The organism is Novosphingobium soli (assembly GCF_042432915.1).
Lineage (GTDB): Bacteria > Pseudomonadota > Alphaproteobacteria > Sphingomonadales > Sphingomonadaceae > Novosphingobium > Novosphingobium soli.
In genome coordinates, this window is the sequence record NZ_JBHLWK010000002.1 from 14940 (window position 1) to 27531 (window position 12592).

11 protein-coding genes are annotated in these 12592 nt (G+C 69.5%); 6 read left to right on the top strand and 5 right to left on the bottom strand.

Translation table 11 applies throughout. The annotated features are described in order from the left end of the window. Positions 1–48: 48 nt before the first annotated feature. Positions 49–2325: a TonB-dependent receptor gene (locus ACFFJC_RS01070; RefSeq protein WP_379485728.1), complete on the bottom strand. Its 2277-nt coding sequence runs from the start codon at positions 2323–2325 to the stop codon at positions 49–51. Between the two features lie 203 nt (positions 2326–2528). Further along, positions 2529–3287 carry an SDR family NAD(P)-dependent oxidoreductase gene (locus tag ACFFJC_RS01075; RefSeq protein WP_379485729.1) on the bottom strand — a complete coding sequence of 253 codons (759 nt, stop codon included), beginning with the start codon at positions 3285–3287 and terminating at the stop codon, positions 2529–2531. 147 nt (positions 3288–3434) lie between these two features. Between ACFFJC_RS01075 and ACFFJC_RS01080 the strand changes: the two genes are divergently transcribed. Both ACFFJC_RS01080 and ACFFJC_RS01085 read left to right on the top strand, forming a co-directional pair. Beyond that, positions 3435–4241, top strand: coding sequence for an SDR family NAD(P)-dependent oxidoreductase (locus ACFFJC_RS01080; RefSeq protein WP_379485730.1), 807 nt, complete (start codon positions 3435–3437; stop codon positions 4239–4241). An 852-nt stretch (positions 4242–5093) separates the two neighbouring features. Beyond that, complete coding sequence (locus ACFFJC_RS01085) at positions 5094–5579, top strand: hypothetical protein (protein ID WP_379485731.1); 486 nt, start codon at positions 5094–5096, stop codon at positions 5577–5579. A 67-nt stretch (positions 5580–5646) separates the two neighbouring features. Here ACFFJC_RS01085 and ACFFJC_RS01090 read toward each other — a convergent pair whose 3' ends face one another. Then, entirely contained in the window at positions 5647–6930 is a 1284-nt protein-coding gene (locus tag ACFFJC_RS01090; RefSeq protein WP_379485732.1) for a phospholipid carrier-dependent glycosyltransferase, read from the bottom strand. Between the two features lie 117 nt (positions 6931–7047). Here ACFFJC_RS01090 and ACFFJC_RS01095 point away from each other — a divergent pair, with 117 nt between their 5' ends. The 3 genes from ACFFJC_RS01095 (at position 7048) to ACFFJC_RS01105 (ending at position 9589) form a co-directional block, all read left to right on the top strand. Further along, a complete protein-coding gene (locus ACFFJC_RS01095; protein WP_379485733.1) occupies positions 7048–8256 on the top strand; it encodes a trans-sulfuration enzyme family protein in 1209 nt (402 codons plus the stop codon). A gap of 78 nt (positions 8257–8334) precedes the next feature. Next, positions 8335–8733 (top strand): Co2+/Mg2+ efflux facilitator ApaG/CorD, encoded by a 399-nt coding sequence (gene apaG, locus ACFFJC_RS01100; protein WP_379485734.1) that lies wholly within the window; start codon positions 8335–8337, stop codon positions 8731–8733. 52 nt (positions 8734–8785) lie between these two features. After that, positions 8786–9589, top strand: coding sequence for a LysR family transcriptional regulator (locus ACFFJC_RS01105; RefSeq protein ID WP_379485735.1), 804 nt, complete (start codon positions 8786–8788; stop codon positions 9587–9589). A gap of 18 nt (positions 9590–9607) precedes the next feature. On the opposite strand, the gene rlmN is transcribed toward ACFFJC_RS01105, so the two are convergent. Then, positions 9608–10858, bottom strand: a complete 1251-nt coding sequence (rlmN, locus tag ACFFJC_RS01110; RefSeq protein ID WP_379485787.1) for a dual-specificity RNA methyltransferase RlmN — start codon at positions 10856–10858, stop codon at positions 9608–9610. 360 nt (positions 10859–11218) lie between these two features. Here rlmN and ACFFJC_RS01115 point away from each other — a divergent pair, with 360 nt between their 5' ends. Continuing rightward, a complete protein-coding gene (locus ACFFJC_RS01115; protein ID WP_379485736.1) occupies positions 11219–11887 on the top strand; it encodes an outer membrane protein in 669 nt (222 codons plus the stop codon). A 61-nt stretch (positions 11888–11948) separates the two neighbouring features. Here ACFFJC_RS01115 and ACFFJC_RS01120 read toward each other — a convergent pair whose 3' ends face one another. Next, the gene (locus ACFFJC_RS01120) at positions 11949–12449 is read right to left on the bottom strand and encodes a hypothetical protein (RefSeq protein WP_379485737.1); all 501 of its coding nucleotides are present in this window, start codon (positions 12447–12449) and stop codon (positions 11949–11951) included. Positions 12450–12592 lie beyond the last annotated feature (143 nt).

Here is a 12592-nt window from a genome sequence, read left to right on the forward strand (position 1 = left end):
GGGAGGGCCGCGCATCCCCGTAAAGGGACCGGAGGGTCCGATCCGTGCTCAGTACTTCACCCCCAGCGTGACGCCGTAGGTGCGCGGCTCGCGCGCGGTGCCGAAGGCGAACAGGCCGCCGACGGTGAAGCCGTGGGTCGGCCCGCGGTCGTCGAGCAGGTTGCGCCCGAACAGCGTCACGTGGGCCTCGGTGCCCGCCAGGTCGAAGCGCGTGGTGAGGCTGGCGTCGACGAGGTTCTGCTCGTCGGTGCGCACGCGCGGGTCGTTGCCGGTGACGATGGCGGGGCCGTTGGTGGTGTCTCCGGTCAGCCCGCCGACCGAGATCTGCTGGTCGTAGCGGCCGATGTAGCGGTAGCCCACGTTGCCCACCACTTCGCCGAAGCTGGTCGGCACCGTATAGGTCGCGCTCAGCGATGCGGTCATGTCCGGGTTGTAGATCAGGTCGTTGTTCGAGAAGTCGAACGGAATGATCGCGCCCGTCACCGGCGACACGCCGCCGACGATGAAGCCCTTGAACTTCGAGTCCAGCAGGCCCAGCGCGCCGCTGATCGTCAGCCCCTGCGTCGGGCGCAGGGTGAAGTCCGCCTCGATGCCCTTGATCGTGGCCGAGCCGACGTTGCTGGTGACGGTCTCGTTCTGCGTGGCGCAAGTGGCGCAGAAGACGTTGTTGTTCTGCTGCAGGTCCTTGTACTTCGAGATGAAGCCCGCAAGGTTGAGCTGCAGCATGCCGCCCATCATGTCGAACTTGCCGCCGATCTCGTAGCTGTCCACCGTCTCCGGACCATAGGCGCGGCTCGCGCTCTCGGCGGAGCCGGCGCGTGGGGAGAACCCGCCCGAGCGGTAGCCGCGCGACCACGAGGCATAGACCATGACGTCGTCGGACGGTCGGTAGTCGACGCCCACCTTGGGGGTGAACTTCTTGAAGCTGTCCGATCCCTGGCCGATCAGCACGCCGCCGAAGGCATTGCTGAGCGCCTTCTTGTCACGAGTGAAGCGGCCGCCGAAGGACAGGCGGAACTTGTCGGCGAAGGCCCAGTTGAAGTCGCCGAACACCGCGATCGAGCGGGTCTTGCCCTCGACGTGCTGCGGGTTCTGGTCGTAGTCGCGGGGGTCGACGCCGGGACTGAACGCGGTGACGCGGGTCCACTGGTCCAGCTCGTAGTTCGAGCGGAAGTAATAGGCGCCCACGACATAGTCGAAGCTGGGGCCGAAGTTGCCCGCGGCACGCAGTTCCTGGCTGAACTGGTCGTAGTCCTGTCCACGGTAGACGTAGTAGAGGTCGGTCGAGCTGGAATCGAAGTCCTGCGTCTGCCCTTCTTCCGATTCGCGATAGCCGGTGACCGAGGTCAGCTTCACTTCGCCCACGTCCAGGTTCATCTCCAGGGTCGCGGCCGGCGCGCTGTAGTGGGAGGAGGTGGGCTCGCCGAAGACGGTGTAGAGATCGCCGGTGGTGTTGCGGTTGCACTCCTGCGCCGGCGCGAGGGCGCAGAACGCATCGCCCGAATTGGTCAGGATCGAGGTCGCCGGGTCGAAGTCCTGCACCTGCTTCTCGATCGTCAGCAGGGCCTCGAACCCGTCCGTCGGCGTCGCCAGCAGGCTGGCGCCGAAGTTCTCGTTGTTCGAGCCGCCGCGGCGGCGGCCGTCCTGGGCCTGGCGATACCAGCCGTCCGACTGGTTGTGGAAGTAGAAGCCCTTGAGCGCCAGGTTCTGGCCCAGCGGCACGTTGACGACGGCGCGCGTGGCGAGCGTGTCGAAGCGGCCGTAGGAGATCTCCGCCTTCACGCCCAGTTCGCCGGTGGGGCGGGTGCGGCGGATGTTGACGACGCCGCCGATGGTGTTGCGGCCGAACAGCGTGCCCTGCGGTCCGCGCAGCACTTCGATCTGCTCGATGTCGAAGAAGTCGAAGAACTGGCCGGTGCTGGTGCCGATGAAGACGCCGTCCACCACCACGCCCACGGTGGGTTCGGCCGACTTCTCGACGTCGGCGTAGGTGAGGCCGCGGATCGAGAGGTTCGCCGCCGCCGCGCCCGACGCCTGGTTGGTGATGATGAGGTTGGGCGCGGTGCCCATGAGGTCGCCGATGTTGAGCGCGGCCTTGTCCTCGATCATCGCCGAGTTCACCGCGGTGATCGCGACCGGGGTCTCCTGCAGGGTCTCGGAGCGGCGCCGGGCCGAGACGATGATCTCGTTGGGATCGACCGAGGCGGTCTCCGCGCCGGCCTCCTGCGCCAGCGCCGGCATGGAGATGCAGGTCAGCGCGCTCGATGTGAGCGCAACCCGGATGAGCGCGGCAGACCACGCTCCGCGAACGCATGCGGATGCCATCGGTATTCCTCCCCGTTCGGCCGCCCTTACCGGGTCGGCCTTGTCGTGAGCCACTATGCCCCGGAACTTCGCGCGTCCTACCTGTCGCTTTGCACAGGTGGGGCCGATCCGGGCGGCGAAGCGTCCCCGGCCCGGGCGCACGCAAAACGGCGGGCCCCCGCGAGAGGGCCCGCCGTCCTGGTCCTGCGGCGCGGGGAAAAGCCTCAGAACTGGATGCGCTTGGTGTAGCCGCCGTCGATCACCACGTTGGTGCCGGTGGTGTAGGAGGACGCCGGGCTCGCCAGGAACACGATGGTGCGCGCCACTTCCTCCGGGCCCCCCCAGCGGCCGAGGGCAAAGGCCGCCTCGGTCGCCTGGTAGAGCTCGGGCGCCATCTCGCCGATCGCTTCCCAGTTGCCGCCGGGGAACTTGATCGGCCCGGGGGAGACGCAGTTCACGCGGATGCCCTGCGGACCCACCATCTGACCGAGCTGGCCCGAGTAGGCGATCAGCGCTGCCTTCATGGCGTTGAACGCCTGGGGGACGATGAAGGTCTCGGTGCCCGCGGTGGAGGCCATGATGACGATCGCGCCGGCGCCCGATTCCGCCAGGTAGGGCTGCAGCGTCTCGCAGCCGAGCACGGTGCCCTTGATGTCGGCGGCGAAGCAGGCCTCCCAGTCGCCCGTCGCCCCCGAACCCGAGGCGCTGGCGCCCGGCACGAAGACGTCGCAGCCGCCGAGCTGGTCCGCGGCCGACTTGAGCCAGGCGACGTAAGCCTCGTGGTCGAGCATGTCGAGCGCCTCGCCCACCACCTTGCCGCCGTGGCGCGAGAGCGATTCGACCGTCTGCGCGACCTGTTCGGCATTGCGCGAGAAGAACGCGATGTCGCAGCCTTCCTCGGCGAAGATTTCCAGCGCGGCGCGGCCGATGCCGCGGCTGCCGCCGGTGAGAATGACCTTCTTGCCCTTCAGTCCGAGATCCATCGTCGCTGCTCCTCTGCCTTCGCGCGCGTTTGTTGTGGGCGTGGTTTCGGCGCTGGGGCAGCCGCCCGCCACTATTTCTTTGGTCAGGAATGGACCCGGCGCCGCCGTGCTAGCGGATCGGGCGACAGGACCGAGAGGAGAGTGCGGATGGGACGCCTTGAAGGCAAGCGCGCCGTGATCCTGGGCGCCAGCAGCCCGGACAACATGGGCCAGCACATCGCGCGGCGGCTGATGGCGGAGGGCGCGAAGGTGCTGGTGTCGGGCCGCAAGGAGGAGGTGCTCGCCCGCTTCGCGGAGCGGCACGGCTGCGCCTGGGCGCCCTGCGACCTCACCGACCAGGCCAGCGTCGATGCGCTGGCGGACAGCGCCGCGCAGGACCTCGGCGGCATCGACATCGCGGTCAACGCCACCGGCTGGGGCCTGCTCAAGCCGTTCCTCGGGACCACGCACGACGAACTGATGGCGATGACCATGCTGCAGTACGTGGGGCCTTTCCACTTCTACCAGGCGATGGTGCGCAAGATGGCGCGCAGCCAGGGCGGGCAGGGCGGCTCGCTGATCCAGATCAGCTCGGCCACCGCGACCATCATGCTCAACGACCATGCCGCCTACATGGGCACCAAGGCCGGCGCCGACCACGTGATCCGCTGCGTCGCGCACGAGTTCGGCGCGGAAGGCGTGCGCGCCAACTCGATCTCGCCCGGCCTCACCGAGACACCGATGACCGCCGAGGCGGGGCAGGTGCCTGGGCTGTTCGACGCCTTCCTCGCCGGCTATCCGCTGGGCCGCATCGGGACGAGCGACGACATCGCGGCCGCGGTGGTCTGGCTGGCCAGCGACGAGTGCTTCATGACCGGCGAGAACCTGCAGGTGAACGGCGGCTTGACCCTGCGCCGCAACCCGATGAAGTCGGAGATCGACGCAGCCGTCGCCGCTGCTATGGCCCGCGCCTGAGCGGCTGAGGCTGAGCGGCCTGAGGCTGAGCGGCCTAAACCTGAGAGGCCTGCGACTGACACGTTTCCTGGGGAGGAAGGGCCGGCGGCGGCGCCAACGGGCGCCGTCGCCGTTTCGCTTGACATTGAGAACCATTTAGGTTATAAGTCCCGCCATTCGGACTGGAGCGTGGCCACGTTCCGGGACGGTGTATCGGGTCGGCGTCGTGGGCCGTGCGCGGGTTGAAAGCCGTGGACCACGCCACGAGCGTCCTCCCGGAAGCGGTTCACGGACGGGGCGGCTTGCGGCCCCCTCCACCCCCGCTCCCGCGCACCGGTCGCTGGCGCTTGTCGTCCAGGTCCACGCCGCGGGAGAGGACCGGCCCCTGTCTGCGAGCCCGCAGCGCCGGTCCGGACCGTTTCCGCCAGGGCCGAACCGGGCTGCGGCGATGGCTACCCGGTCGTTCGCGACGCGACCTTCGCACCGTCCCCGCGCGCCTGCAGGGACGCCCCGACGCCGGCCCGATGTTCGCCAGCGACTTCCCCCAGGCGTTACCCCGCATTCGCCAGCGGACGACGGGCCGTGCCCGGAAGGGCCCCCTCCGTCAGCGCTGACGCGCTGCCACCTCCCCATCGCTTCGCGACAGGGAGGATTGCTCCCATCCCATCCTCCCCGTTCCGCAGGAATGGGGAGGGGGACCGCCCGCGCAGCGGGGGGTGGAGGGGTGAAGCACAAAGAACGCCCAGTCCCGCTCCCCGATTCAAGTAAAAGTTCTGTCATTAGTCGGCTGGGCAAGTCGTTCGTCGGAATTCGCCTTGTCGAATCGCCGCTGCTCGTCTTTGCGGCCGCATCCGAGAATTGGGGAGAAGCCAGATGATCTTTCACGTTTCCATCGACGCGCGCGATCCGCGTCGTGTTGCACAGGTGCTTGCCGAGCTGCTCGGCGGGCGGGCCACGCCGTTTCCGCCGGTGGCGGAGGGGAGCTGGGTCGCGCATGCCGGCGACGAGCGCAACACGCTGGTCGAGGTCTATCCGCGCGGCACGCAGCTGGTCGAGGCGCCGGGCGATGCCGACGCGCTCGGCGCACCGGGCGAGGGCGGGCTGAGCGCCACGCACTTCGCGATGGCGACCCGCCGCTCGCAGGCCGAGGTCTTCGGCATCGCCATGCGCGAGGGCTGGCCGGCCAAGTACCGCAAGCGCGGCGGCGCCTTCGGCGTCATCGAGCTGTGGGTGGAGGGCGATCGCATGGTCGAGGTGCTGACCGACGAGATGCAGCGCGAATACCTCGACACCATGACGCTGGGCGCCTGGGAGCACATGCTCGTCCACGGCGACGACAAGCACCGCGTCGCCGCCTGAACGGCGCGTGGGCTGACTCGCTGGAGCGTCGTCCCGGGGCCGACCGGAACCGACCGGGGCCGACGCTTCAGCGCCAGCTCGGCAGCCACATCCAGAAGTTGTAGGCGCTCTTGAACGGCAGCGGCCAGGCCGAGATGATCGGGTAGAACAGCGCGAACATCGCGACCGACAGCGCCATCGTCCCGGTCGCCGCCGCGCGCCAGCGGTCGCGCCGGTCCCACAGCGCGTCGAGCGCCAGCGCCAGGCTCGCCATCAGGAAGGCGCCGGGCAGCAGGTAGTGGTAGTAGAACTGGACCGGCTTGCCGTTGACGATCCACATGACCAGGCACAGGGCATAGAGCACCGCGAAGAACAGCACGTCCCAGCGCCGGCGGCACAGCGCCGCCCACAGGCCCCAGGCCAGCGCCGGCAGCCCCGCCAGCATCGACACCGGGTTGCCCAGCATGACCACGCCGCGCTGGGCCCCGTCGACGTTCTCGAACAGGTACCAGATGCCGCGCCAGTCGACGACCCACTGGTACCAGAAGGTCCGGTAGGGGTGCGGCTTCTTCACGCTGTCCTGCAGGCGGACCATCAGCTCGTGCTGTTCGATGACGCCCAGCGGGGCGACCGCATGATGCGGATAGAACATCGCCGGCAGGTAGGTGGCCCAGTAGACCGCAAGCGGGAACAGCCCCAGCCACAGCGCCGCCTCCACCAGCGTCACGCCTTTCACCGGGCCGGCGCCCTTGCGCCCGATCCGCAGCGGGCCGGTCTCGTGCACGCGCAGGGCGAGGAAGACGAGCCCTGGCATCATCAGCGCCGGCGCGCCGCTCCACTTGGCGCCGAGCGACAGGCCGAGGGCGAGCCCGCTGGCGATCAGCCGCAGCCGCGCGGCCCCGGTGCGGCGTGCGCGCAGCGCGGCGGCGAACTGCCATAGGCCGACCATGCACAGCCCCGCCGCGATCATGTCGAGCATGGCGATGCGGCTCTGGATGAACCACATGAAGTTGGTGGCGAGCAGCACCGTCGCGGCGATTGTCGCTCGCCGGCGCTGCGTCACGTGCCACACCAGCCGGGCGAAGGCGAGCAGGCCAAGCCCCCCGAACAGCGCCGGACCCAGCCGCCAGGCCAGCGGCCGGTCGCCGAGGAGGTGGATCAGGCCGGCGATCACTTCCTTGCCGAACAGCGGATGCTCGCGGTTGGCGGGGATCAGCTCCAGCAGCTTGAGCGCGGCCGGGACGTAGTGGACCTCGTCGAAGTAGTAGCGCGAGGGGATCGCGATGCGCCACAGGACCAGCGCCTGGAACGCGACGACGACGAGCAGGCACCAGCCCAGAGGATCGCGATTCTGTCGGGCGGCTGGCGGCATCGGCTGCGCGGGATAAGGGGCTTCGCGGATTTCGGCAAGCGGGGGCCGCGCATGGTCGCGGTCTTCGCGGGGCCCCGTGCTTGCGCTCGCCCGCGCGCCCTCCTAGAGGCTGTGGCCATGAAACGCACGACCGGACAGGACCGCACCCAGACCCGCAACTGGCGCCCCGCCACCCGCGCGATCCGCGGCGGCACCTGGCGTTCGGAGATGGGCGAGACGAGTGAGGCGCTCTTCCTCACCTCGGGCTATTCGTACGACGATGCCGCCAGCGTCGCCGCGCGCTTCGCGGGCGAGCAGGAGGGGATGACCTACTCGCGCCTGCAGAACCCGACCGTGGCGATGCTCGAGGAGCGCATCGCGCTGCTCGAAGGCGCCGAGGCGTGCCGCACCCAGGCCTCGGGCATGGCGGCGATGACCGCGGCGCTGCTGTGCCAGCTCTCCGCCGGCGACCACATGGTCGGCGCCCGTGCCGCCTTCGGCTCGTGCCGCTGGCTGGGCGACCATCTCCTCCCGCGCTTCGGGGTGGAGACGACGGTGGTGGACGCCGGGGACACCGCGCAGTGGGAGGCCGCGATCCGGCCGAACACCAAGGTGTTCTTCTTCGAGACCCCGGCCAACCCGACGATGGACGTGGCGGACCTCGCCGCCATCGCCGAGATCGCCAAGGCCCACGGCATCACCACGGTGGTGGACAATGCCTTCTGCAGCCCCGCCCTGCAGCGCCCGCTCGAGTTCGGGATCGACGTCGTCGCCTATTCCGCGACCAAGCTGATGGACGGGCAGGGCCGGGTCTTGGCGGGGGCGGTCTGCGGTTCCGAGGAATTCATCAACGACAAGCTGCTGCCCTTCCAGCGCAACACCGGGCCCAACCTGTCGCCGTTCAACGCCTGGGTGGTGCTCAAGGGGCTCGAGACGCTGGACCTGCGCGCCCGCAAGCAGAGCGAGAACGCGCTGGCGCTCGGCCGCTTCGTCGAGAAGCGGGTGCCGCGGATCCTGCATCCCTGGCTCGACAGCCACCCGCAGCAGGCGCTGGCGATGAAGCAGATGGACGCCTGCGGCCCGATCTTCAGCATGGTGCTCGACGGCGGGCGGGCGCAGGCTCACGCGCTGCTCGACGCGCTGCAGCTGATCGACATCTCGAACAACATCGGGGACTCGCGTTCGCTGATGTGCCACCCGGCCTCGACCACCCACCACAACATGGGCGCCGAAGGGCGCGAGGCGATGGGCATCGGAGAAGGCATGCTGCGGCTCAACGTCGGGCTCGAGGACATCGAAGACCTGATCGAGGACATGGACCAGGCGCTGGCGAAGGCGGGTCTCTGATCCGCCTGTGCGGCCAGGAACCGGCCTCGCGCAAGGCGGTTGTCGGTTGGTGGAATCGTCGTTAGGCTCCCCTTCGTCATGAAGGAACTGTTCCAGCATACCGCCATCACCGATGGCCTGATCGTGCGCGTCGCCGTCAATTTCCTGCCCGAGCAATCTCGGATCGAGGCGGGCAAGTGGTTCTGGGTCTACCACATCCGGATCGAGAACGAGACCGGCCACACGCTCCAGCTGATGACCCGGCACTGGCGCATCACCGACGCCACCGGCAAGGTCGAGACGGTCGAGGGCGAAGGCGTGGTGGGCGAGCAGCCGATCATCGCGCCGGGCCGCAGCCACGACTACGTCTCGGGCTGCCCGCTCTCGACCGCGCAGGGCTCGATGGAAGGCCACTACGTGTTCCGCCGGGACGACGGGCTGGAACTGCAGGCCGACATCCCGTTCTTCCCGCTTGCCGCACCCGCGACCGCGGGTTGAAACGCGCCGCCGCGGCATTGCCCTGCCGCGCCGCGGGCCTTAGGGAAGCGCCATGAAGCGCACTCACCTGCCCTTGAACGCGCTGCGCGTCTTCGACGCCGCGGCGCGGCACCTCTCGTTCACCCGCGCCGCGGACGAGCTGGCGGTCACTCCCGCCGCGGTGGGACAGCAGATCCGGGCGCTGGAGGACCTGCTCGGCGTGGTCCTGTTCCGCCGCACCAGCAAGGGCCTGGAGCTGACCGAGGAGGCGGGCGCCGGGCTCGCCGCGCTGCGCACCGGCTTCCTCCACTTCGAGGACGCGGTGCAGGCGATGCAGGCCGGGCAGTCGAGCCACGTCTACACCATCGCCGCCCCGCGCGAGTTCTTCGCCGCCTGGCTCGCCCCGCGTCTTGCCGCCTTCCGCGCCGCGCATCCGCAGGTCCGCTACGTCCTCGTCGACGGCGAGATGACCGACTTCACCGAGGCCAACCTCGACCTGGCGGTGCGCTGGACCGAAGGGCCGGGGGACCTCGAAGGCGTCGCCCTCGGCAGCGCCGAATGGGTCGAGGTGGGCAGCGGGGACTGGATCGGCTGGCCCGGCGACCCCGCGCCCGACGAGACGGCGGCGGGCGAGGGCGAGGATGGCAAGCCGCCGGTCATGGTCGGCGATGCCGGGCAGGCGACCGCCGCGGCGCTGGCGGGCATGGGCCGTGCGCGGATCCCCGCGGTGCTCGCCGCCAGCCTTGCGGCCGACAGCCGCGGCACCCCGGTGGGCCAGCCGGTGCCCTGCCGGCGCGGCTACTGGCTGGTGGCGCCGCTGCCGCAGTGGCGGCAGAAGAAGGTCAGGGACCTCGTCGCGGCGCTGACCGGGGCATGACGCGCGGCCCGGGGCCGATCACCCCAGGGCGGCGTCCTTCTCGGCATAGAGCCGGTCCAGCTCGGCGCGGCTCTTCTTCTCGGCCGCGGTCTTGAGCTGGCCGCAGGCCGCGTCGATGTCGCGCCCGCGCGGAGTGCGCACCGGCGCGGAGATGCCGGCCTCGAACACGATGTCGGAGAAGGCCCTGATCCGCTCGGGCGTCGAGCACTCGTAGGGCGCGCCGGGCCAGGGGTTGAACGGGATCAGGTTGACCTTGGCCGGCAGGTCGTACTTGCGCAGCAGGCGGACCAGCTCGCGCGCGTCGGCGTCGGAATCGTTCTTGTCCTTGAGCATCACGTACTCGAAGGTGATGCGCCGGGCGTTGCTGGCGCCGGGATAGTCGGCGCAGGCCTGCAGCAGCTCCTCGATCCCGTACTTCTTGTTGATCGGCACGATCTCGTCGCGCACGTCCTTGGTCACGGCGTGGAGCGAGACCGCGAGGTTGACGCCGATCTCCTGGCCGCAGCGCTCCATCTGCGGGATCACGCCCGAGGTGGAGAGCGTGATACGGCGCTTGGACAAGGCGAGGCCGTCGCCGTCCATCACCAGCTTGAGCGCGTCGCGCACGTTGTCGAAGTTGTAGAGCGGCTCGCCCATGCCCATCATCACGATGTTCGTGAGCAGGCGCCCATCGGCCGAGTAGGAGCCTTCGTCCTCGTCCTCTTCCAGCCCCGCCATGGTGCCGCCGCCCCGCGGCCACTCGCCCAGCGCGTCGCGGGCCAGCATGACCTGGCCGACGATCTCGCCCGCGGTCAGGTTGCGCACCAGGCGCATGGTGCCGGTATGGCAGAAGCGGCAGTTCAGCGTGCAGCCGACCTGCGAGGAGACGCATAGCGTGCCGCGGTCGGCATCCGGGATGAAGACCATCTCGAAGTCGTGGCCGTCGGCGGTGCGCAGCAGCCACTTGCGGGTGCCGTCGCTGGAATGCTGCGCCTCGACGATGTCCGGCCGCCCGATCACGAAACGCTCGGCCAGCCAGGGGCGCATGGCCTTGGCGATGTCGGTCATCGCCTCGAACTCGGTCACGCCGCGATGGTAGAGCCAGTGGAACACCTGCTTGGCGCGGAGCCGTGCCGCCTTGGCGTCGAGCCCGGCACTCTCGAACAGCTCGGCGATGCGCTTGCGCGGCAGGCCGATCAGGTCGATGCGCCCGTCCTCGCGCGGGGTCACGCCTTCCACCAGCGAAGGGCGCGGCACCGGGACCGGGTCGACATGACCGGGGATCGGCATGAGGCCGGCAGCGGACGCCGCGTCCGCCTCCACGGCGCTGGCCGCGCCGGCGTGAATGGTATTCGTGTCTGACATGATCGGCGGGCATATAGTGCATATCGGCCCGAAGCGAAAGATGCGCGGCCGCGCGAGGTACGCGGGTGGCCGCGTGAACGCAGCGGCCCCATGGCTGTTCCCGCGGCGGATCGTGCTCTCCACTCCGTTCATCTCCAAAGTGTGACGAAAATACATCAGCGTTTTCGTTGTCTTAGGTTCAGGAAACTCCGGGTGGAGAGTGCGCATTTGACCAGTCCAAGGCAGGCGAAACTGCCTCAGGAAACAAGCGGGTCGCCCGCTCGAATGGATTGATTGGAGTACTGTATGAAGAAGATCCTTGTCTGCCTCGCTGCCGGTGCCGCGATGGCTTCCGTGCCTGCCATGGCGCAGGACGTCGCTCCGGTGGAGCCGTTCTCGGGCTTCCATGTCGAAGGCCTGGTCGGCTACGACGTGTCCAAGGCCGGCAGCAGCATCGACGACGACGTCAACGAGGACAACGACCAGTCGATCGACGGCCTGCTCTACGGTGTCGGCGCCGGCTACGACTTCCGCTCGGGCAACCTCGTCTTCGGTCCGGAGGCCGAAGTGACCTGGTCAACCGCCAAGACCAGCTTCGAGGACGGTGACTTCGAGGGCTTCGGGCTCGGCAACGTCAAGACCAACCGCGACCTCTACGTCGGCGCGCGCCTCGGCTACGCGGTGTCCCCGCGCACTCTGGTCTATGCCAAGGGCGGCTACACCAACGCCAAGTTCGACGTGAACAACGCCGTGGGCACGGTCGAGACCAACCGTGACATCGACGCCGACGGCTGGCGCATCGGCGCCGGCGTCGAGCAGGCGATCAGCAACAACGTCTTCGCCAAGCTCGAGTACCGCTACTCGAACTACGAGAAGGGTGAGCTCGACTACACCGGCGACTTCCCGGACGGCGACCGCTTCGACCTCGACCTTGACCGCCATCAGGTGGTGGCCGGCGTCGGCGTTCGCTTCTGACGCGATCCAGAGCCTCATGGCGAGGGAAGGGCGGGGCCGCGAGGCTCCGCCCTTCTTGCATTCAGCGCAGGCGCGCGCAGCCGATCAGCGCCGCGTCCATCGCCGATGCCGCGCCCGGCAGCGCCCAGCTGTCGGCGAAGCGCCGGCCCTTGGTGTCCCGAGCGCTGACCGCCATTGACGCCGCCGACCGCATGGCCGCGACGATCGCCGCGTTGTCGGCCTCGCCCCGCGGCCAGGCGTCGCCGCCGCCGCCGGTCAGCGCCCAGCGCCGCGCGCCGATGCGCAGCCAGACCTCCGCGTTCGGCGCCAGCTGGCGCGAGAGCCGGAAATGGACCTGGCTGCGCGCACCACGCCGCGGCCAGGTGCCGATCGCCGCATAGGGCTGGTAGTCGCGCTGCCGGGCGCTGGGCTCGGCCATGGCGATGGCATAGCAGCGCGGCACCAGCGGATCGCGGAACGCCCCCCAGCGCGCGTACAGCCCCAGGCTCTCGCGCGCCGCCGCGGCAGGCGCGGCCAGGGTCAGGACGGACAGCAGCAACAGGCGCAGAACGGCATGGGACATCGCCGGGCCTATAGGGCGGGAGAGGCGTGCGCCTCAACCGCATTCCGCGCGCTCTCATGCCTCCGGATCTCAGGGCGGCATCCCCGCCGCATGTTCCGGCTGGCATCGCCCCACCCACACCGCTCGTGCCGAGCGTGTGGAAG

Excerpts from the sequence above, each read along its gene's own strand:
- ACFFJC_RS01070 (WP_379485728.1), bottom strand. The coding sequence starts at position 2,325 with ATGGCATCCGCATGCGTTCGCGGAGCGTGGTCTGCCGCGCTCATCCGG.
- ACFFJC_RS01075 (WP_379485729.1), bottom strand. The coding sequence starts at position 3,287 with ATGGATCTCGGACTGAAGGGCAAGAAGGTCATTCTCACCGGCGGCAGC.
- ACFFJC_RS01080 (WP_379485730.1), top strand. The coding sequence starts at position 3,435 with ATGGGACGCCTTGAAGGCAAGCGCGCCGTGATCCTGGGCGCCAGCAGC.
- ACFFJC_RS01085 (WP_379485731.1), top strand. The coding sequence starts at position 5,094 with ATGATCTTTCACGTTTCCATCGACGCGCGCGATCCGCGTCGTGTTGCA.
- ACFFJC_RS01090 (WP_379485732.1), bottom strand. The coding sequence starts at position 6,930 with ATGCCGCCAGCCGCCCGACAGAATCGCGATCCTCTGGGCTGGTGCCTG.
- ACFFJC_RS01095 (WP_379485733.1), top strand. The coding sequence starts at position 7,048 with ATGAAACGCACGACCGGACAGGACCGCACCCAGACCCGCAACTGGCGC.
- apaG (WP_379485734.1), top strand. The coding sequence starts at position 8,335 with ATGAAGGAACTGTTCCAGCATACCGCCATCACCGATGGCCTGATCGTG.
- ACFFJC_RS01105 (WP_379485735.1), top strand. The coding sequence starts at position 8,786 with ATGAAGCGCACTCACCTGCCCTTGAACGCGCTGCGCGTCTTCGACGCC.
- rlmN (WP_379485787.1), bottom strand. The coding sequence starts at position 10,858 with ATGCCGATCCCCGGTCATGTCGACCCGGTCCCGGTGCCGCGCCCTTCG.
- ACFFJC_RS01115 (WP_379485736.1), top strand. The coding sequence starts at position 11,219 with ATGAAGAAGATCCTTGTCTGCCTCGCTGCCGGTGCCGCGATGGCTTCC.
- ACFFJC_RS01120 (WP_379485737.1), bottom strand. The coding sequence starts at position 12,449 with ATGTCCCATGCCGTTCTGCGCCTGTTGCTGCTGTCCGTCCTGACCCTG.